The organism is Paraburkholderia phenazinium (assembly GCF_900142845.1).
GTDB lineage: Bacteria > Pseudomonadota > Gammaproteobacteria > Burkholderiales > Burkholderiaceae > Paraburkholderia > Paraburkholderia phenazinium_A.
The window spans coordinates 1,585,699-1,605,514 of sequence record NZ_FSRU01000002.1; the positions used below are offsets into that span (position 1 = coordinate 1,585,699).

13 protein-coding genes are annotated in these 19,816 nt (G+C 65.4%); 4 read left to right on the top strand and 9 right to left on the bottom strand.

The annotated features are described in order from the left end of the window. Positions 1–53: 53 nt before the first annotated feature. A complete protein-coding gene (locus tag BUS12_RS24110) occupies positions 54–1,067 on the bottom strand; it encodes a YVTN family beta-propeller repeat protein (protein ID WP_074299967.1) in 1,014 nt (337 codons plus the stop codon). A gap of 574 nt (positions 1,068–1,641) precedes the next feature. On the opposite strand from BUS12_RS24110, the gene BUS12_RS24115 reads away from it, so the two are divergent. Continuing rightward, the gene (locus BUS12_RS24115; RefSeq protein WP_074299968.1) at positions 1,642–4,341 is read left to right on the top strand and encodes a YadA-like family protein; all 2,700 of its coding nucleotides are present in this window, start codon (positions 1,642–1,644) and stop codon (positions 4,339–4,341) included. A 129-nt stretch (positions 4,342–4,470) separates the two neighbouring features. Here BUS12_RS24115 and hrpA read toward each other — a convergent pair whose 3' ends face one another. Beyond that, positions 4,471–8,856: an ATP-dependent RNA helicase HrpA gene (hrpA, locus tag BUS12_RS24120; RefSeq protein ID WP_074299969.1), complete on the bottom strand. Its 4,386-nt coding sequence runs from the start codon at positions 8,854–8,856 to the stop codon at positions 4,471–4,473. Between the two features lie 23 nt (positions 8,857–8,879). On the opposite strand from hrpA, the gene argA reads away from it, so the two are divergent. From argA to proP, 3 genes are all read left to right on the top strand, one after another. Then, positions 8,880–10,268 (top strand): amino-acid N-acetyltransferase, encoded by a 1,389-nt coding sequence (argA, locus tag BUS12_RS24125; protein ID WP_074299970.1) that lies wholly within the window; start codon positions 8,880–8,882, stop codon positions 10,266–10,268. Between the two features lie 100 nt (positions 10,269–10,368). After that, positions 10,369–10,644: an oxidative damage protection protein gene (locus BUS12_RS24130; RefSeq protein WP_074299971.1), complete on the top strand. Its 276-nt coding sequence runs from the start codon at positions 10,369–10,371 to the stop codon at positions 10,642–10,644. A 690-nt stretch (positions 10,645–11,334) separates the two neighbouring features. After that, complete coding sequence (proP, locus tag BUS12_RS24135) at positions 11,335–12,837, top strand: glycine betaine/L-proline transporter ProP (RefSeq protein WP_253190198.1); 1,503 nt, start codon at positions 11,335–11,337, stop codon at positions 12,835–12,837. 84 nt (positions 12,838–12,921) lie between these two features. Here the strand turns inward: proP and BUS12_RS24140 are convergent, their stop codons facing one another. The 7 genes from BUS12_RS24140 to dapD form a co-directional block, all read right to left on the bottom strand. Continuing rightward, positions 12,922–13,419 (bottom strand): metallophosphoesterase family protein, encoded by a 498-nt coding sequence (locus BUS12_RS24140; RefSeq protein ID WP_074299972.1) that lies wholly within the window; start codon positions 13,417–13,419, stop codon positions 12,922–12,924. Continuing rightward, complete coding sequence (locus BUS12_RS24145; RefSeq protein ID WP_074301676.1) at positions 13,416–13,751, bottom strand: cupin domain-containing protein; 336 nt, start codon at positions 13,749–13,751, stop codon at positions 13,416–13,418. The genes BUS12_RS24140 and BUS12_RS24145 overlap by 4 nt, the downstream gene beginning before the upstream one ends. 66 nt (positions 13,752–13,817) lie before the next feature. After that, positions 13,818–15,212, bottom strand: a complete 1,395-nt coding sequence (locus tag BUS12_RS24150) for an FAD-containing oxidoreductase (RefSeq protein WP_074299973.1) — start codon at positions 15,210–15,212, stop codon at positions 13,818–13,820. Between the two features lie 77 nt (positions 15,213–15,289). Then, positions 15,290–15,478 carry a hypothetical protein gene (locus tag BUS12_RS24155; protein WP_074299974.1) on the bottom strand — a complete coding sequence of 63 codons (189 nt, stop codon included), beginning with the start codon at positions 15,476–15,478 and terminating at the stop codon, positions 15,290–15,292. Between the two features lie 204 nt (positions 15,479–15,682). Further along, a complete protein-coding gene (locus BUS12_RS24160; RefSeq protein ID WP_074299975.1) occupies positions 15,683–16,297 on the bottom strand; it encodes a glutathione S-transferase family protein in 615 nt (204 codons plus the stop codon). Positions 16,298–16,384: 87 nt separating this feature from the next. Next, a complete protein-coding gene (locus BUS12_RS24165) occupies positions 16,385–18,706 on the bottom strand; it encodes a putative bifunctional diguanylate cyclase/phosphodiesterase (protein WP_074299976.1) in 2,322 nt (773 codons plus the stop codon). Between the two features lie 109 nt (positions 18,707–18,815). After that, a complete protein-coding gene (dapD, locus tag BUS12_RS24170; protein WP_074299977.1) occupies positions 18,816–19,802 on the bottom strand; it encodes a 2,3,4,5-tetrahydropyridine-2,6-dicarboxylate N-succinyltransferase in 987 nt (328 codons plus the stop codon). Positions 19,803–19,816: the final 14 nt, after the last annotated feature.

Genomic DNA, 19,816 nt, shown 5'->3' on the forward strand with positions numbered 1-19,816 from the left:
TTGTCAGCTCTTTTCTCAGCAGCATTGCGCTGCTTGCAGCCAGATGACCCCGCTCATGCACCGTTCGGCGCCGTCACCGGCGCGCGGTCGTAGAAATAGATGCCGTGCGGCGAGCGGCCCACCGCGATGGTCTGGATCAGCTTGCGTGTGGTCAGGTCGATGATGCCGACGTGCTTCGCAAACCGGAACGTGACCCACAGATAACGCTTGTCTGCCGACAGCTCCATGTCGTCCGGCCCGGGCATCAGGCCGGTGATATCGCCGACGTTGGCGAGCGTGTCTTCGTCGATGATGCTGATGGTGCTCGCGACGCGATTGGACACCGCGACGTGCTTGCCGTCGGCAAGCGAGCGGAAGTTGTGCGCGCCGTTGCCGGTCTGGATGGTCTTGACGATCTTCTGGTTACGCCAGTCGACCACCGCGACGTAGTCCGCGCCGGTCATGCCGATCAGCAGATATTTGTCGCCGGGGGTCATCCACAGGCCGGCCGGCACCTTGCCCACCTTCATCTTCCACTTGACCTGCTGGGTGGCGAGATCGATCGCCGCGAGTTCGCCCGACACCTGCAGCGTGACGAACACGGTTTTGCTGTCGTTCGTGAACGCCATATGGCTCGGCATCACGGCCAGCGGCAGACGTTTGGCGAGCGTCATGTCGTGGCCGTCGTAGTGATAGACGTCGAGACGGTCGAGGCGCAAGCCCGTCGTCACGACCCACTTGTTGTCCGGCGAGAAGCCGATCTGATACGGATCTTCAATGTTCTCGACCCAGCGCTGCACCTTGCCGGTTTTCGGATCGACGAACATCAGGTTGTTGGAGACCGAATTGGCGACGATCAGCGAACTGTTGTCCGGCGTCGCCATCAGGTGATGCGGCTCCTTGCCGGTGGGCACCGTGCCGACCACCTGGTGCGTGGCCTCATCGATCAGACTAAGCGTGGCCTCGCCGGAATTGAGCACGATCACGTTGTTGGCGTGGGCGGACGGGGAAAAGAGGCTGCTGGCCAGGACCGTGCCGGCCGCGAAGGCGGCGCCGACGGTGAGGCTGCGAAGAGAAAATTTGCGCATGAAAACTCGCTTCAGAGAACAGCGCGCATTGTAGACCGTTTGTAAGGACGTGCGGTTGATGCAGGTCGGGGTCGGGACGGGGCGAAACGAATGGACGAGGCGAGGTGGAGGCTAAACAACACCTCATCCATTCACCCTGAACAATCAGATAATTTCCATGTCGCACACACATTAACTACAAATCAATCTCCGACCGCATTCTTATTTTCACGCAATATCAATAAGAATTTATACGAATTATCCCTACCAATCCTATTTTAAAACATAAATTGACACATCAGAAATCAAAAACCGTCCCGGCCGAATAATTTAAGAATTCACTGATATCGACTTTGCCCCGCCCAGCCTGACAATCGCGCCGATCATCGCCCGTGCACTTAATTTAGGTGGATAGAAGCGCGCGATGCATTCGAACTGGATGCACGGAAAAATCAATGGGACATGGACAAACGGATAAACCGCGGTCGATATGTCGAATTTCTATGCGAAGCATATAAGGGCGATGACGCCTCTTTCAGATCGACATGCATTGGCTCGCGGTCCACGATCGCAATTCCGCGGAGTTTCTTAAAGCATGAACAAGATTTATAAATCGGTCTGGAATGAAACGACGGGCGCGTGGGTCGCCACGTCGGAAACGGCTCGTTCGAAGACCAGGCGCGGCGTGTCACGCAAGCTGGCGATGGCTCAGGCAGTGCTGGCGGCGGTGGTGATGGTTTCCGGAGACGCCGCCTATGCGGCCGGTAACGCGGCGACTAACTTTTTCGATGCCAGTAATGGCAGCAATCCGTCAACGGACCACACCGCGGCGGCAGTAGGTGCTGCATCGGTTGCCGCAGGAGCCAGTGCGGCGGCGGCAGGCAACAATGCCACCGCCATCGGCGCCGCGTCGTGGGTATTGACCGATTTCGGCACGGCCATCGGCGACCTTTCCACGGTATATGGCCTCAACGGGACGGCTATCGGCACAGGTGCAACAGCAAACAGCCTCAATTCGGTTGCGATCGGCTATGCCGCGACGGCCACCAGCGCCAACAGCGTCGCACTCGGCGCGAACTCGACCGCGAAGGCCGATCTGACGACCACGGCTTACGCCCCGAACGGCCCCGGCGCTACGCCCATCGCAGCCGGTACGGCGGCAGGCGAAGTCTCCGTCGGCGCATCCGGCAGCGAACGGCGCATCACCAACGTCGCCGCGGGCTCCGCCCCCACCGACGCCGTCAACGTCAGCCAGTTGAGCGCAGTCGACGCCGAAGTCAGCAACGTCAACGGCCAGGTCAGCAATCTCAATAGCCAGGTCAGCACGATCAACGGCCAGGTCAACAACCTCGGCAGCCAGGTCACCACGATCGGCGGCGAGGTGAACAACATCAGCACCGAAGTCGACACCATCGCCCAAAGCGGCACCCTGCACTACTTCAAGGCCAATGGTCCGGCCGACGGCTCGGACGACGCCGTCGCCAGCGGCACGAAAGCCGTCGCGGCAGGCGCGAGCGCCGTCGCCAGCGGCAACTACGCGTCGGCGTTGGGCTACGGCGCGTCGGCCAGCGCTGCGGACGGGGTCGCGCTCGGCAAGCTGGCAAATGCGTCCAGCAACATGGCCGTGGCCGTTGGCGCAGGGACCGAGGCCAGCGGCGGCGCGTCGCTCGCGGTGGGCGGCTATGCACTCGCCAGCGACGACGGCTCAACCGCTCTCGGCTCCTACTCGACCGCGAGCGCCGCCAACGCCACCGCAATCGGCAGCCTCGCCACGGCCAGCGGCGCCAACTCGGTCGCCCTGGGCCAAGGTTCGATCGCCGACCAGGCCAACACCGTGTCGGTCGGCGCGCCGGGCAGCGAACGCCGGATCACCAACGTCGCAGCGGGCATAGACCCCACCGACGCCGTCAACGTGAGCCAGTTGCAAGCCGCTACGGCCGGCAGCGCGGCGGCATCGCACTACTTCAAGGCAAGCGGCCCCGCGGACGGCTCGGACGACGCCAGCGCCACCGGCGAGCACTCCGCCGCGATCGGCAGCGACGCCGGAGCGTCGGGCGACAAGTCGCTGGCAGCCGGCACGTCGTCGTGGGCAGCGGGTACGCAAAGCACCGCGGTGGGCACGCTCTCCACCGCAGCAGGGAACCAGTCGACAGCGCTGGGCGCCACCGCCCTTGCCGGTGAAACCGGCGATACGGCGGTCGGCTTCGGCGCGTCGGCGACGGGTACGGTTTCTACCGCGATTGGCACCAACGCCTCGGCAACGGGCTTTGGCAGTGCGGCACTCGGCAACATGGCCACCGCCAGCGCCGACGGTTCCGTCGCCCTGGGCCAAGGCTCCGTAGCCGACCGCGCCAACAGCGTTTCCGTGGGCGCCGCGGGCAACGAACGCCAGATCACCAACGTCGCCGCCGGCACCGCCGACACCGACGCCGTCAACGTCTCGCAACTGAACGCGGTCGCGAGCCAGGCCGCCAAGGTCGACGGCGCGGTGATGTACGACACCAACAGCGACGGTTCGGTCAACAAGAACGACGTCACGCTAGGCGGCGACAGCGGCACGGTCATCCACAACGTCGCGGACGGCGTGCTCGACACCGACGCGGTCAACCTCGGCCAGTTGAACGCCGCCATCAACGGCGCGGTGCAAAACATCTCCGGCAACACCGGCAGCGCGTTCTTCAGCGCCGACGGCGACACCAATACCGAAGCCGCGCAATCGTCCGGCAGCCACTCGGTCGCCGCCGGTGCGAACGCCCGGGCAAGCGGCACGAACGCGGTCGCGGTGGGTGCGAACTCGGTGGCCGCCGGCAACAACGCCACGGCACTCGGCGCCGGAGCGAATGCCGGCGCGGACAATTCGGTGGCGTTGGGCCAAGGCTCGGTGGCGGATCGCGCCAACACGGTCTCGGTCGGCGCGGCCGGCAGCGAACGTCAGATCACCAACGTCGCCGCGGGCGTGCAAGGCACGGACGCCGTCAACGTCAATCAGTTGAATTCGGGCATGAGCAGCGCCGTCGGCCAGGCCAACAACTACACCGACGACAAGATCCGTTCGGCCCGTCGCGATTCGTACGGCGGCACGGCGTCCGCTCTGGCCGCCGCCGGTCTGCCGCAAGCCGTCCTGCCGGGTCACGGCATGGTAGCGGTCGCCGGCGGCACCTACGCGGGTCAGTCGGCCGTCGCGCTCGGTGTGTCGCAACTGTCCGAGACCGGCAAGTGGGTCTACAAGGTGCAAGGCACCAGCGACTCGCGCGGCCAGTTCGGCGCGTCGATCGGCGCCGGGATGCACTGGTAAAAGGAGGTCTCGCCTGAACCGATAGAGGAAGCAGCGAGTGGATGCGGGTCCTGGGCGGACCTGCATCTTTTGCGCGACACCGATGCCTCCAGTCGGTGTCGCGCCTTTTTTTTTGCGCCGGTTGCGCGCTCAGCGCTGCATCGACTCCCACACCTTGTAAAGACGCTTCACCGACACCGGCATCGGCGTGCGCAACTCCTGCGCGAATAGCGAAATCCGCAGTTCTTCCAGCATCCAGCGGAATTCGGACAAGCACGCATCCATCACGCCGCCCCGCTGCGCAAGCGCACGCTGGTAGTTCTGCAGCAAGGGATGAAACTCGGCAAACTGCCGCGCGTCGCGCGCCGAGTCGGCCTTCAGCTTGTCGATGCGTAGCGCGATGCCCTTCAGATAGCGCGGAAAATGCGCGAGCTGCGCATACGGTGTGTCGATCACGAAGCGTTTGCCGACCAGTGCATCGAGCTGGTTCTGCATGTCCGCATAAGCCGCCGCAAACGGCTTCGCCTGCACCAGCTTCTTGTTGACCGTCGCGTACTCGCTGAGGATCTGCCCCACCAGACGCGCAATCTCCTGGGCGAGCAGCGTCAAGCGGCTACGGCCCTCGTCGCGGCGCGTGTGGAACGTGAGGTCGTCGGCCGGCAGCGGATCCTGCAGGCAGGCGCGATCCAGCGCGGTATCGACCAACTGGTCGCGCAACTCTTCCTGGGTGCCGCGCGGCATGAACTGCATCGCCATCTCGCGCAGCCCCGGCAGGTTCTTCTCCAGATACTTGATCGGCTCCTTCAACTGCAGCGCAAACAGCCGCCGCAGTCCCGCACGATGAATGCGCGCGGCTTCGTCCGGCGAGTCGAATACCTCGACATCGCAATGCGTGCCGCGATCGACCAGCGCCGGATAACCAAACAGCGTCTGGCCGCCGCGACGGATTTCCAGCAACTCGGGGAGCTTGCCGAAATTCCACGTCGTCAGTTTCTCGTAGAGCGCGGTTGACGCAGGGGCATCCGGCGACGCAGTCTGCGGCACGGCTACGCCACCCGGCCCGCGCGCGCCACGGCCCGCTCCGCCTGCGCGCGACCCTGCACCCGCAGCGCCCGCCGCAGCGGCCTCGCCACGCAGATCGCCGCCCTGTCCGCGTCCGTCACCAGCCGCACCGTCAGCGCCCGCGCCGCTCACACCTGCCAACGCCACACCCGCCGCGCCTGACGCAATCTTCTGAAAATGCTGCTGCGCCTGGCCGCCCAGTTCCGCTCGCAATTGCGCCAGATTGCGCCCCATCGCGAGTTGCCGCCCATGCTCGTCCACGACCTTGAAGTTCATGAACAGGTGCGCGGCCAGGGTCTCGAGCTTGAAGTCCGACTGCTTCATCGCGACCTGAGTCTGCTCGCGGACATCGGCAATCAGCGACTCGAGCAAACCGCCCGCACCGAAGCGCGGCGCGGCATGGCGGTCCGCAAAACCCGCGGCATATTCCGGCAGCGGCACGCAATGACGCCGCAATTTCTGCGGCAAGGACTTGAGCAGCAGTTGGGTCTTTTCCTTCAGCATGCCGGGTACAAGCCATTCGCAGCGCCGCGCATCCACCTGGTTCAACGCATAGAGCGGCACAGCCAACGTCACGCCGTCGCGCGGCGAACCCGGCTCGAAATGATAGGTCAGCGCCATCTCAACGCCGGCCATCGTCATCCGCTTCGGGAACAGGTCTGTGGTAACGCCGGCCGCCTCGTGACGCATCAGATCGTCGCGCGACAGATACAGCAGACGCAGCTTGTCTTCCGGCTGACCGCTCTTCTTCACTTCGTCGCGATACCAGCGCTCGAACGACGCGCCCGTATAGATGCCTTGCGGCAACGCCTGATCGTAGAAGCCGTAAATCAGTTCGTCGTCGACCAGCACGTCCTGGCGGCGCGATTTGTGTTCGAGCTGCTCGATGTCCGCGAGCAGCTTGCGGTTGTGCGCGAAGAACGCCAGCTTCGTGTCGAACTCGCCCTCCACCAGCGCACCGCGGATGAACAGCTCGCGTGCCCGCGCCGGATCCTGCTTGCCGAAGCTCACACGGCGCCGGTGATAAATCGGCAGACCGTACAGCACCGCCCGTTCGAAAGCCGACACCTGCGCCGCGCGCTTTTCCCAATGCGGCTCGGAGAGCGACTTCTTCAACAGATGCGCGCCGATCTGTTCGATCCACTCCGGCTCGATCTTCGCGATACAGCGCGCGTACAGGCGGCTCGTCTCGACCAGCTCCGCGGCCATCACCCAGCGGCCCGCTTTCTTCACCAGCGCCGAACCCGGCCACAGATAAAACTTGATGGTGCGCGCGCCGAGGTAGTAAGGCTCGTCGTCGGCTTTCAGGCCGATATTGCCGAGCAAGCCGGTCAACAGCGCCAGGTGGATCTGCTCGAAGGTCGCCTCGGCCTCGTTGATGCGCCAGCCGTGCTCGCGCACCACCGTCAGCAATTGCGAATGCACGTCGCGCCATTCGCGCAGGCGCAGTTGCGAGAGGAAATTGGCGCGGCACTCGTCGTGCAACTGGCGGTTCGACTTCTTGTGCGCGATCGCCTCGTCGAACCAGTTCCAGATCTTGAGCCATTGCAGGAATTCGGAGCGCTCGTCGGCGAAGCGCCGATGCGCCTGATCAGCCTGCTCCTGCGCTTCGATCGGCCGGTCGCGCGGATCCTGCACCGACAGCGCACTCGCGATGATCAACACTTCGCGCAGCGCCTGCTGGTCGCGCGCGGCGAGAATCATGCGGCCGACGCGCGGATCGAGCGGCAGGCGCGCCAGCTCGCGGCCGAGCGGCGTGAGTTCGTTGTCGTCGTCGACGGCGCCGAGCTCGTTCAGCAACTGATAACCGTCGGCAATCGCGCGGCCGGGCGGCGGCTCGATGAACGGGAAGGTTTCGATTGCGGTCAGATGCAGTGACTTCATCCGCAGAATCACGGAAGCCAGCGACGAGCGCAGGATCTCCGGATCGGTGAAGCGCACGCGCGACTGGAAGTCGCTTTCCTCGTACAGGCGGATGCACACGCCGTCCGCGACCCGGCCGCAGCGTCCGGCGCGCTGGTTGGCCGCCGCCTGCGAGATGGACTCGACCTGCAACTGCTCGACCTTGTTGCGATACGAGTAGCGCTTCACGCGCGCCAAACCCGTATCGACGACGTAGCGGATCCCCGGCACCGTCAGCGAGGTTTCCGCAACGTTGGTGGCCAGCACGATGCGTCGCGCGTTGGAAGAACGGAACACGCGCTCCTGCTCCGCCGCCGACAGCCGCGCGAACAGCGGCAGAATTTCCGTATGCGGCGGATGGTGCTTGCGCAGCGCCTCGGCGGCATCGCGAATCTCGCGCTCGCCCGGCAGGAACACCAGTACGTCGCCGGGGCCTACGCGGCACAGTTCGTCCACGGCGTCGATGATCGCGTCCATCAGGTCGCGATCGGTCTCGCGCTGGGTTTTGGGCCGCTCGCGCGAGGACGACGAAGACGACCCCTCGGCGGACTTCACCGCCGGACTGTCTTCCGCCACCGGGCGATAGCGCACCTCGACCGGGTACAGGCGGCCGCTCACCTCGATCACCGGCGCAGGCTTCTCTTCCGTGCCGAAGTGGCGCGCGAAACGATCCGCGTCGATGGTCGCCGAGGTCACGATCAGTTTCAGATCGGGACGTTTGGGCAAAACCTCGCGCAGATAGCCGAGCAGGAAATCGATGTTCAGGCTGCGCTCGTGCGCTTCGTCGATGATCAGCGTGTCGTAGGCCTTGAGCAGCGGATCGGTCTGCGTTTCGGCGAGCAGGATGCCGTCCGTCATCAATTTGACCGAGGCGCCCGGCGACAGATTGTCGGTAAAGCGCACCTTGTAGCCGACCACTTCGCCGAACGGTGTGCCGAGTTCTTCGGCGATACGCCGGCCCGTCGCCGATGCCGCGATCCGCCGTGGCTGCGTGTGGCCGATCAGTCCCGAGCCGCCCGCGCCGAGCCCGCGCCCGAGTGCGAGGCAGATTTTCGGCAACTGGGTGGTTTTGCCCGAACCCGTTTCGCCGCAGACGATCACCACCTGATTCTCTGCAATCGCCCGGGCGATTTCGTCGCGACGCCCGGAGACCGGCAGCGCTTCGGGGAAGGAGATCGGTGGAATCGGATTGGGTTCGACCGTGCGCACGGGGCGTGGTGCGCGAGGCGCGCGCCCAGCGTCGGCGCCGCGCGTCGGGCCGGCCGTGTTGTGCGCGTCGCGAGGCGCATTCCGCTCCCGTTGATCCGTCCCCTGACCTGCATCCGCCTGACGGCGCGCGTCGTCACGCGCGCGCTGCGGTTGCGCCTGGCTTGTTTTTCCTGGCTGCGCCGGACGCGGCTGCGGCCCCTTCTGAGGAGCCTTCTGTGGAGCCTTCTGCGGCCGCTGTTGCGCGCCGCCGGCCGGCGACGCACGCCGCTGCGCCTCGCCGTGCGACTCGCGCGATGGGTCTGATGCGGCGCCTCGCGCCGTTTTCTCGTTCGCCGGAGCGGGACTTTTGGGTACATTCGACATGGGGGCGCATTATAATCCCGGGCATGAATTCCCAAACCGACCTCGTCCCCACGCCCGCGAGCGCTCCGGCCACGTCCGGCGCTACGGAATCCGACTCGCAACACGCGCAATTCGTCGACTGGATGCGCTCGGTTGCCCCCTATATCCACGCGTTCCGCAACAAGACGTTCGTCGTCGGGTTCGGCGGCGAGGTGGTGCATCAGGGGCTGCTGAATGCGCTCGTCTCCGACATCGCGCTGTTGCAGGCCATGGGCATCCAGATCGTGCTCGTCCACGGCTCGCGACCGCAGGTCGAAGAGCAGATGAGCCTGCACGGCGTGGAGTCCGAGTTTTCGCACGGCATGCGCATCACGGATGCGCGCGCGCTCGAATCCGCGAAAGAAGCGGCGGGCGAAGTGCGTCTCGACATCGAAGCCGCCATCAGCCAGGGCTTGCCGAACACGCCGATGGCGCACGCGCACATCAGCGTGGTGTCCGGCAACTTCGTGACGGCGCGGCCGGTCGGCATTCTGGACGGCGTCGACTTCGCCCACACCGGCGTGGTGCGCAAGATCGACGCGGACTCGATCCGCCATTCGCTCGCGAGCCGCAAGCTCGTGCTGCTGTCGCCGCTCGGTTTCTCGCCTACCGGCGAGGCCTTCAATCTGTCCATGGAAGACGTCGCCTCGGCGGCGGCCATCGCGCTGCGCGCCGACAAGATCGTGTTCCTGACCGAAACGCCCGGCCTGATGCAGGACGGCGAGGACGGTCCCGAACTGATGCGCGAACTGTCGCTGGACGACGCGTACAAGCTGCACGAAAGCGGCGAAGTCACCGGCGACGCCGGCTTCTATCTGAAGCATTCGATCCGCGCCTGCCGCGGCGGCGTGGCACGGGCCCACATCATTCCCTACGCGCTCGACGGCAGCCTGCTGCTCGAACTGTTCCTGCACGATGGCGTCGGCACGATGATCTCGTACGAGAACCTCGAGAGCCTGCGCGAAGCGACGCCGGACGACGTCGGCGGCATTCTGGCGCTGATCGAGCCGCTCGAATCGGACGGCACCCTCGTGCGGCGCGGCCGTCACCAGATCGAACGCGACATCGACCATTTCTCGGTGATCGAGCACGATGGCGTGCTGTTCGGCTGCGCGGCGCTCTATCCGTACACGCAGGAACGCATCGGCGAAATGGCGTGCCTCACGGTCGCCCCCGAAGCGCAAGGCACCGGCGACGGCGAGCGGCTGCTCAAGCGCATCGAGCAACGCGCCCGCGCGCGCGGCCTCACGCGCATTTTCGTGCTGACGACGCGCACCGAACACTGGTTCCTGAAACGCGGCTTTGTGAAGGCAACGGTCGACGACCTGCCGGAAGATCGCCGCCGCCTCTATAACTGGCAGCGCAAGTCGCTCGTGCTGATGAAACAGCTCTGAGCGGCCTCATAAAGCGACTGCCCGAGATATAACGCAACCACGCGCAACCGTGCGCACCAGCACGCAACAGCGCCCCCACCGATTACAGGAGAAGCACAGCATGGCTCGTATGGTTCAATGCGCGAAGCTCGGCAAGGAAGCCGAAGGCCTCGATTTCCCGCCGCTGCCGGGCGAACTCGGCAAGCGGATCTACGAAAGCATTTCGAAGGAAGCCTGGCAGGCGTGGCTCAAGCAGCAAACCATGCTGATCAACGAAAACCGCCTGAATATGGCCGATCCGCGCGCGCGCCAGTATCTGATGAAGCAGACCGAGAAGTTCTTCTTCGGCGAAGGCGCCGACCAGGCGTCGGGGTTCGTGCCGCCGTCGGAGAGTTGATCCGATAGGCGCCCGTGAGGGCCACGCATCGCCGGGTGCATTCGATGCCCGTCCGACGAAAAATCCGCGCCGCGTGCGCGGATTTTTTTCGCCTGTCCGGTTGGGCCTGGACCTCCTGGCGGGTCGTTGCACAGGCCACTTTTAAGCCCCCGTTTCAAATTTTCTCACTCTCCCGGATCCCCCGCCCCGCAAGGGATTCCGCCGCCTCGACCCGCTCCGCCGGGCCGCTGCGTTTGCGCGATCCTCCGTCATCGTGCTATCATGTTCTTCGTTCCAACAGCAATTCACCATCATTCGCGTTCAATTCACTGTGCGGCGCCGTGCGCGACTCATAGCGGTTTGAACAGTTTTTATACAAGAAGGCTTGTCGGTTACGTCGCGAGATTCTCGCGCTCATCACCGGCCTTTTTCGTGCCAAGCCTTTCAGCGGCGCCCGGGCGGTTTCAGGCTTCCCCAGCGTCCTCATGCAACTGCCCCCCTTCCACGGCCACGCAGTTGCAAACAATCAGCAGCACCTAGAGCAGTGCAATTTTTCGCGACATGCGCGTAGGCGACATGGCGCGGGCATCGGCGTTTCTTTTTTTCGCGCCGCCGCCCCGTCAGGTCCATCGAAGCCCGGCATTCGCCCTCGCCCGGTTCGCGAAACTGCACTTTCCCAGCACCCGTGGCGGAACGTTCATGTGCGTTTTCATGAGTTTCGTCGCAGTCATTGGAGTTTTCACCTTGACCGCTTCCAGCAACGGCTTCTGGCGACACAAAAAGCAGGAACAACGCCTCACCCTCGACGACATCACGGTCGTCGACAAATCCCTCCTCAAACGTGCAGTCGGCGCCATGGCGCTCGGCAACGCCATGGAATGGTTCGACTTCGGCGTGTACAGCTACATCGCCGTGACGCTCGGCCGGGTGTTCTTCCCCTCGAGCAGCCCCTCCGCGCAGTTGATCGCCACCTTCGGCACCTTCGCGGCGGCGTTCCTCGTGCGGCCTGTCGGCGGCATGGTGTTCGGGCCGCTCGGCGACCGCATCGGCCGCCAGCGCGTACTCGCCATGACCATGATCATGATGGCCGCCGGCACCTTCGCGATCGGCCTGATTCCGAGCTATGCGTCGATCGGCATCCTCGCCCCGGCACTGCTGCTCGTCGCGCGTCTGGTGCAGGGCTTTTCGACCGGCGGCGAATACGGCGGCGCGGCGACCTTCATCGCCGAATTCTCGACCGACAAGCGCCGCGGCTTCATGGGCAGCTTCCTCGAATTCGGCACGCTGATCGGCTATGTGCTCGGCGCCGGCACCGTCGCCGTGCTGACGGCCACGCTGTCGCACGAAGCGCTGCTGTCGTGGGGCTGGCGCGTGCCGTTCCTGATCGCCGGGCCGCTGGGTCTGGTGGGTCTCTACATCCGCATGAAACTCGAAGAAACGCCGGCGTTCAAGAAGCAGGCGGAGGAGCGCGAAGCGGAAGACAAGGCGCTGCCCACGCAATCGTTGCGCGATTTGCTGGCGAAGCAATGGAAACCCTTGCTGCTGTGCGTCGGCCTCGTCCTGATCTTCAACGTGACCGACTACATGGCGCTGTCGTATCTGCCGAGCTATCTGTCGTCGACGCTGCACTTCGACGAAACGCACGGCCTCTTTCTGGTGCTGCTGGTGATGGTGCTGATGATGCCGATGACGCTGTTCGCCGGCCGCCTGTCCGACACGATCGGCCGCAAGCCGGTGATGCTGCTGGGCTGCGTGGGCCTGTTCGCGCTGTCGATTCCGGCCCTCCTGCTGATCCGCACGGGCGCGATGCTGCCGGTGTTCGGCGGCCTGCTGATTCTCGGCGTGCTGCTGTCGTGCTTCACGGGCGTGATGCCGTCGGCATTGCCGGCGCTCTTCCCCACGCGGATCCGTTATGGCGCGCTGGCGATCGGCTTCAATATCTCCGTCTCGCTGTTCGGCGGCACCACGCCGCTCGTGGCCGCATGGCTCGTCGATCGCACCGGCAATCTGATGATGCCCGCGTACTATCTGATGGGCGCCTCGCTGATCGGTATCGTGTCGGTGCTTGCCTTGCGCGAAACCGCGCGCCAGCCATTGCTCGGCTCGGGTCCCTGCGTCGCCACGCGTGCTGAAGCGCACGCCGTGCTGCGCGGCGAGCGCGAGGCCGAAGAGATGGATGAGGAGTATGCGTCGGGCGCGACGGCACGGGCTTAAGCGCGCGGCCTGATCCAACGGCCAGGGCCAACGGCCTCGTGCAGACAAACGGGTCGCCCATGCCTCGGCATGGGCGACCCGTTTTTACGTCAGCAGCGTATGCAGCGTGGCCGTCGCACGCGCGCCGTCGACGATCAACAGTCCCGCCGACACCGGCAGCCTGAAGCGCCGCGGCCCCGCGCTACCCGGGTTCACGAACAGCACGCCGTCGCGCTCGTCGATCAGCGGCTTGTGCGAGTGCCCGGTGACGACGACGCCGATCCCCTTGCTGCGCGGATCGGCCTCCACCTCGGCGATGTCGTGCACCACCAGAATCGTCACCTGCTGCGCCGTGAGCATCGCCTGCGTGGGGAGTGCGCGGGCCCAGTCGCCGGTGTCGTTGTTGCCGCGCACTGCGGTGACGGGCGCAATCCGTTCGAGCGCATCGAGCACTGCCTGCTCGCAGATATCGCCCGCATGGATAATGGCATCGCAGCCCGCGAGATGCTGCAACGCTTCCGGTCGCACGAGATTGTGCGTGTCGGAAATCAGGCCTATCCGGGCGATCGTTGGATTGAGGTTGGCGCGTGTCGTCAGGGTCATACGCCCGCCTCATGGTGAACCGCCAGCCACACCGTCGGCTCCGTCTCATGCGTCCACGCTACCCGATGCCGGCAATGCGCCTCGATCAGCACATGATCGCCCGCCTGCAGCGCGTGCAGTTGCGGGTCGCCTTCGAACTCGAGGCTCGCCGCGCCCGTCAGCAGCACGACCCATTCGTCGCGCGGACTGTCGTACCAGAAGCCCGGTGGACTCGCCTGTCCAGTTGAGACGATGCGCTCGATCGTCATGCCGCCCTGCTCGACGAGCGTATCGAAGCGCTCGTCGGCGCCTTGCGTTGAACCGATATCAAACAGATTGCCGGTCACCGGCATGGCGACTCCCAAGGTCAGCAGTTGCAAAGCGTCTCATGCACGTGCGCCGGACCGCGGCGCGAAGTTTTACTTCATTGGCTTCAGGCCGTCGAGCAAGGTCGGCACCAGTTCGCTGATGGTCGGATGGACATGCATCGCGTACTGCAGCGTCGGATACGGCGCGCCGGCCGTCATGATGTCGATGAAGGTGTGAATCGCTTCATCGCCCTCAATGCCGAGAATCGCCGCGCCGAGAATCTGCTTGGTTTCCGCGTCGACCAGCACCTTCATGAAGCCGTCGGTCTCGCCGCGTTCGCGCGCACGGCCGACGCGCGACATCGGCATGGTCGAGATCAGCGCGGCGCGGCCGGAGGCGCGCACCTCGGTCTCGGACAGACCCACGCGGGCCAGCGGCGGATCGACAAAAACCGCGTACGCCATGATGCGGTTATCGGCGCTGCGCGTGCCGCTGTCGACGAGATTCGCCGCCACGATCTGGTAGTCGTCGTAGGACGTATGGGTGAACGCACCACGGCCGTTGACATCGCCGATCGCCCAGATGCCGGGCACGCGCGTGCGCAAGAAACCGTCGACCGGAATCGTGCCGTGCCGGTCCGTTTCAAGGCCGGCGGCGGCCAGGCCCAGGTCGTCGGTATTCGGCCTGCGGCCGGTGGCGAACAGAAGATGCGACGCGTCGACGGCGGGCTGCGCGCCTTCGAACGCGATCCGCACGCCCTCGCCGTCAAGCGGCTCGACGCGCTGCGGTTGCACGCCAAAACGAAATTCGATGCCTTCGCGCGTCAGCACCTTCTGCACAGCCAGCGCGAAGTCGGCGTCCTCGCGGGCGAGCACGCGCTCGCCGCGCACGATCACCGTCACCCGGCTGCCGAAGCGGCGGAAGATCTGCGCGAATTCGAGCGCGATATAGCTGCCGCCGACGATCGCCAGATGCTCGGGTAACGCGGTCAGTTCAAGCAGCGTGGAATTGGTGTAGTAGCGGATGCGCTCGATGCCGTCGAGCGGCGGCACGACCGCACGCGTGCCGGTGTTGATGAAGATCTCGTCCGCTTCGAGTGCGTCGACGATCCGGCCGTCGGCTCCGCTGACGCTCAGCGCATGCGGACCGGTAAAACGCGCATGACCCTGCAACACGGTGACATTGGCCGCGCCGCGCAGCCACTTTTCGACGCCGCTGCGCGACTCGCCGATGATCCTGTCCTTGCGCGCCTTGACCTGCGCCAGATCGACGCTCACCGCGCCCGCCACCTGCACGCCGTAGCCGGCCGCATGACGCGCCACGTGCGCGACGCGCGCGCTCGCGACATAACTCTTGGTGGGGGTGCAACCGACGTTCACGCAGGTGCCGCCGAACGCGGCCCGCTCGATCACGGCTGTCTTGCGGCCGCTTGCGCCGAGGCGCACCGTGAGCGGCGAGCCGCCTTGTCCGGTGCCGATCACGACTGCATCGAAATGCTGGGGCATGACATGTCTCCCGAGGGCTGATGGCAGCGTTGTGCCATCTTACGCTAGCGCTCGCGGAGGAGATTGGTACGGCGCGTTCAGCCGTGGCAGTGTGCCGCGCAGATCAGTTCGCGCGAGCGTTGCAGCGCCGCCCGGGCGCCCTTCGTGGCCACCATCAGGCCCACCTGGCTCAGGTTGAAATCCTGCGCCACCATCATTTGCATCAAGGCCACCATCGGCAGGACCACCGATGGGTGATAAAGCTGTCTTTCGATTAATGCTCGCATTTCCCTCTCCCGACCGCGTCGGGCCGCTTCGGCGAGACGCTACTTTCGTTTCGATGGTGGGATTCTAGGCATCCGCCGCGCGCGGATAAATAGCCGGAAAGCGAAGGGACTTGTCGAGGAATGTGAACAATCCGCCACCGCGCGCCGAACGGCCCGCTCAGGGCCGGCCGGCGGGACGCGGCGCGGTTCGGGCAAGAACCCGGGTTACTCGAGCGGCGCGCCGATAAACGCCGGCAGCGCCTCGGCGCGTGCGGAAAACGCCGCCAGCGCCGGATAACGCGCGTCATCGAGCACGCCCGGCAGCATGAACTGCGTGAAGCGCCAGGCGACGGCCACCGTGATATCCGGCTGCATCAGGCGCTCGCCGAACAGCCAGCCCTCGCGGCCCGCCAGACGCGTCTCGAGTTCGCCGAACGCGGCGTGCATCTGCTTCTGGATCCGCTCGACCCACGGCTCGAATTGAAACTCCTGCGGCCGCAGATTGCGCTCGTAGGCCGTCTGCATGGCCTTTTCGGTGGCTGCGAGCGCGAAGCCGATCAGGCTCAGCGCCTGCAGCCGCGCCGCGGGCTCCTCGGGCAGCAGACGGCGGGCAGGCTCGACCTTATGGTCGAGATGATCGAGGATCAGGCTCGAATCGATCAGCAGGGTGCCGTCGTCCTCGATAAAGGTCGGCGCCTTGACCACCGGATGGATCTTCGCGAATTCGTCGAACTGGCGAAACACCGACACGCTGCGATGCTCGAAAGGCAGGTCGAGCACGGCCAGCGAAATCGCTACGCGACGCACATAGGGGGAGTCCAGCATGCCGATCAGTTGCATTCGTGACCTCGTTGGTCGAGAGGGGGAGGAATGCATGACTTTAGACGAAGCGGCGGCGCTTGGCGATGCGACGCCGCTCCCGGCACCTTACTCCATCTGCCGCAACACCCCCGCCTCGCCGGCCGGCTGGCCGGTTTCCGCCAGGCTGCGCGCATAGGCGCTCGCCGCCACCGGGCGGCTGAACAGATAGCCCTGCTGCTTGTCACACTCGATCGAGCGCAGAAACGACGCCTGCGCCGCCGTCTCCACCCCTTCGGCCGTGACGTTCATGCCGAGCGAATGCGCCATCGCCACCACGGCCTGGGTGATCGCGATGGAGTCGCGATGGTCCGGCAGACCGGCCACGAACGAGCGGTCGATTTTCAGGTTATGCAGCGGAAAACGCTTCAGATACGACAGCGACGAATAGCCGGTGCCGAAATCGTCGACGGAGATCCGCACGCCCATGTTGCTGAGCGCGCTCAGGATCGGCAGCACGGTTTCGCTGTCGCTCATCAGCAGGCGCTCGGTAATCTCGAGCTCCAGCGCATCGGGTCCGAGTCCGCAGCGTGCAAGACAGCGCTCGATGCGCTCGACCAGCCCCTCGCTCACCTGGCGCGGCGAGAGATTGACCGCAATCACAAGGTCCGGCGCGAGGGTGCGCCGCCATTCGGCCAGTTGCTCGCAGGCGCGCTCCAGCACCCAGGTGCCGATTGCGACGATCAGCCCCGTGTCCTCCGCGACCGGGATGAACTCCACCGGCGACACGTCGCCCAGTTCGCTGTTGTACCAGCGCAGCAGCGCTTCCGCGCCCACCGTGCGGCCGAGCCGGCTGTCGATGATCGGCTGGTAGACGAGACTCAGCTCGCCCGCCGCCAGCGCGCGGCGCAGGAACTGCTCGATGGCAAAACGTCGTTGCAGATGCTGGTTCAGCTCCGCCGTAAAGAACTGGAAGTTGTTGCGGCCGCGCTGCTTGGCCGAGTACATCGCCGAGTCGGCATTGCGCATCAGGGTGGGCACATCGAGGCCGTCTTCCGGAAACAGGCTGATGCCGATCGACGCGCCCAGGTAGTACTCGTTGTCGGCCACGGCGAACGGCACGCCCACCGTCTCGAGAATCTGCCGCGCCAGCGCGATCAGATCGCCGGTGTCGTTGTAGCCGCTCACGACGATCACGAACTCGTCGCCGCCTACCCGCGCAAGCGTGTCCTCCGGCGCGACGCACGACGCCAGCCGGCGCGCCACGCTGCACAGGAGCGCGTCGCCCGCTTCGTGGCCGGCCGTGTCGTTGACCTTCTTGAAGCCGTCCAGATCGACGAACAGCACGGCGACACGCGCCAGCTCGGTCTCCAGCCCCGACGGCTCGAACAGGTCGCGCATCCGCTCGGTCAGGTAGGCGCGGTTATAGAGGCCGGTGAGCGAATCGCGGGTGGCGAGGTATTTGAGTTGCTGCTGGGCCTGGCGCACCGGGCCGATATCGGTGAACGAGACCAGTACCGAACCCGGCTCGCGCTCGCCGGGCTTCAGGATCGGCACCACGTTCAGGGTGATCCAGATGATCTCGCCGTCGGTGAGTTCGAGCCCGAGCGTCAGGCCGAGCTGCGCTTTGCCGGTGGCGAGCGCGCGCACCGTCGGGCGGTCGGCGTGAGCGATCGGCGTGCCGTCTTCATGATAGGCGCGCACCATCACGGTCAGGATATCGCGGCCGATCAGGTCCGCCCCCGCATGCAGCATGCGCTGCGCACTCGGATTGCAGGCCAGCACGATGCCGCCGCGCGCCTGCACGACGATGCCCTCATTCAGGTGATCGACCACCAGACGGTGATGTTCTTCGCTTTGCGCGAGGCGTTGCGCGATGGCGTCCTGGTGGACCGCGAGGCCGACACTGCGGCCGATATTGCGCAGCATCGCTTCTTCTTCGAGACCGGGGCGCCGCCGCGTGCGATGGTAGACCGCGAAGGCGCCGAGTACCCTGCCTTCTTCGTTCTCGAACGGAACCGACCAGCAGGCGCGCAGGCCGATCGGCAAGGCGAGCTGCCGGTAGTCCGCCCACAGCGGATCCGTTTCGATGTCCTCGACCACCACCATGCGCCGCAGGTACATCGCCGTGCCGCACGAGCCGACCTGAGGACCGATGACGGCGCCGTCGAGCGCGGCCGTATAGGACTTCGGCAGCGAGGGCGCACCGCCGGCGCGCACATGGACGCCGTCCTCGTCGAGCAGCAGGATTGAACAACTCGCGGCCTCGCCGAGCAGGGCCTCCGCGTAGCGGCACACTTCGTCCAGCAGTTCCGGCAGCGGCGTATTGCGCGTGATCAGCCGCAGTACGCTGCGCTCGGAGGCCAGCAATTGCTCAGCCAGCCCCGATGGATAGCGGGTGCTGTCAGACGCTGCTCCAACCGTGTCACCTGGTGTCACCTGGCAAGTCATATCTGAGCCCCCTATCGCAACATCGGCAGGTTTGGGCCTACGGCACACTGGGGTTTACGCCTGGACGCATCAATTGATCCATCGGGCATGGCGAGGCCATGCCGGCCACCTAGTTGTGCTTGTGCAAATCCGGATTCAGTTGCCCCCATGCTTTGTTGCGCGGAATCGCTTCGACCGCGCCGCTTTGCGAATTGCGCCGGAACAGCCAGTCGGGCTGCCCCGACAGCGTCGCGGCCTTGACCACCGAACCGTCCGGCAAGCTCACCCGTGTGCCCGCCGTGACATAGCAACCGGCTTCGACGACGCAGTCGTCGCCGAGCGAAATGCCGATACCCGCATTCGCGCCCAGCAGGCAGCGCTTGCCTACCGAAACCACCTGCTTGCCGCCGCCCGAGAGCATGCCCATGATCGACGCGCCGCCGCCGATATCGCTGTGGTCGTCGACCACCACGCCTGAACTGATGCGCCCTTCGACCATCGAAACGCCGAGCGTGCCCGCGTTGAAATTGCAGAAGCCCTCGTGCATCACCGTGGTGCCGGGCGCAAGATAGGCGCCGAGGCGCACCCGGTCCACATTGGCGATGCGCACGCCCGACGGTACGACGTAATCGGTCATGCGCGGGAATTTGTCGATGCTGGTGACTTCGAACGAGGTGCGCGCGGCGCGCGCCTTCATCCGGATCTGGGCCACCGCCTCCACGGCGCAGGGGCCGAACGAGGTCCATGCGACGTTGGCAAGCAATCCGAACAATCCGTTCAGATTCGCTTCGTGCGGTTTGATCAGCCGGTGACTGAGCAGATGCAGGCGCAGGTAGACGTCATGCGCATCGAGCGGCGGCTCGGCAAGCGACGCGATCGCGGTCCGCACGCCGACCACCTCGACGCCGCGACGCTCGTCGGGGCCGAGGCAGTTCGCGGCCGCGTCGCCGATCGCCCGCGACACGTCGTCGTGCGACAGACGCACCGTGCCCCCGGCGAGCGGCTCGTCGGCCAGCTCGGGCTCGGGAAACCAGCTATCGAGGATCGTGCCGTCGGCGGCCACGGTCGCGAGACCGACCGCCATCGCGCCGCCCGTCTTGTGTTCACCCAATGCCATTACTCCTGTCTCCA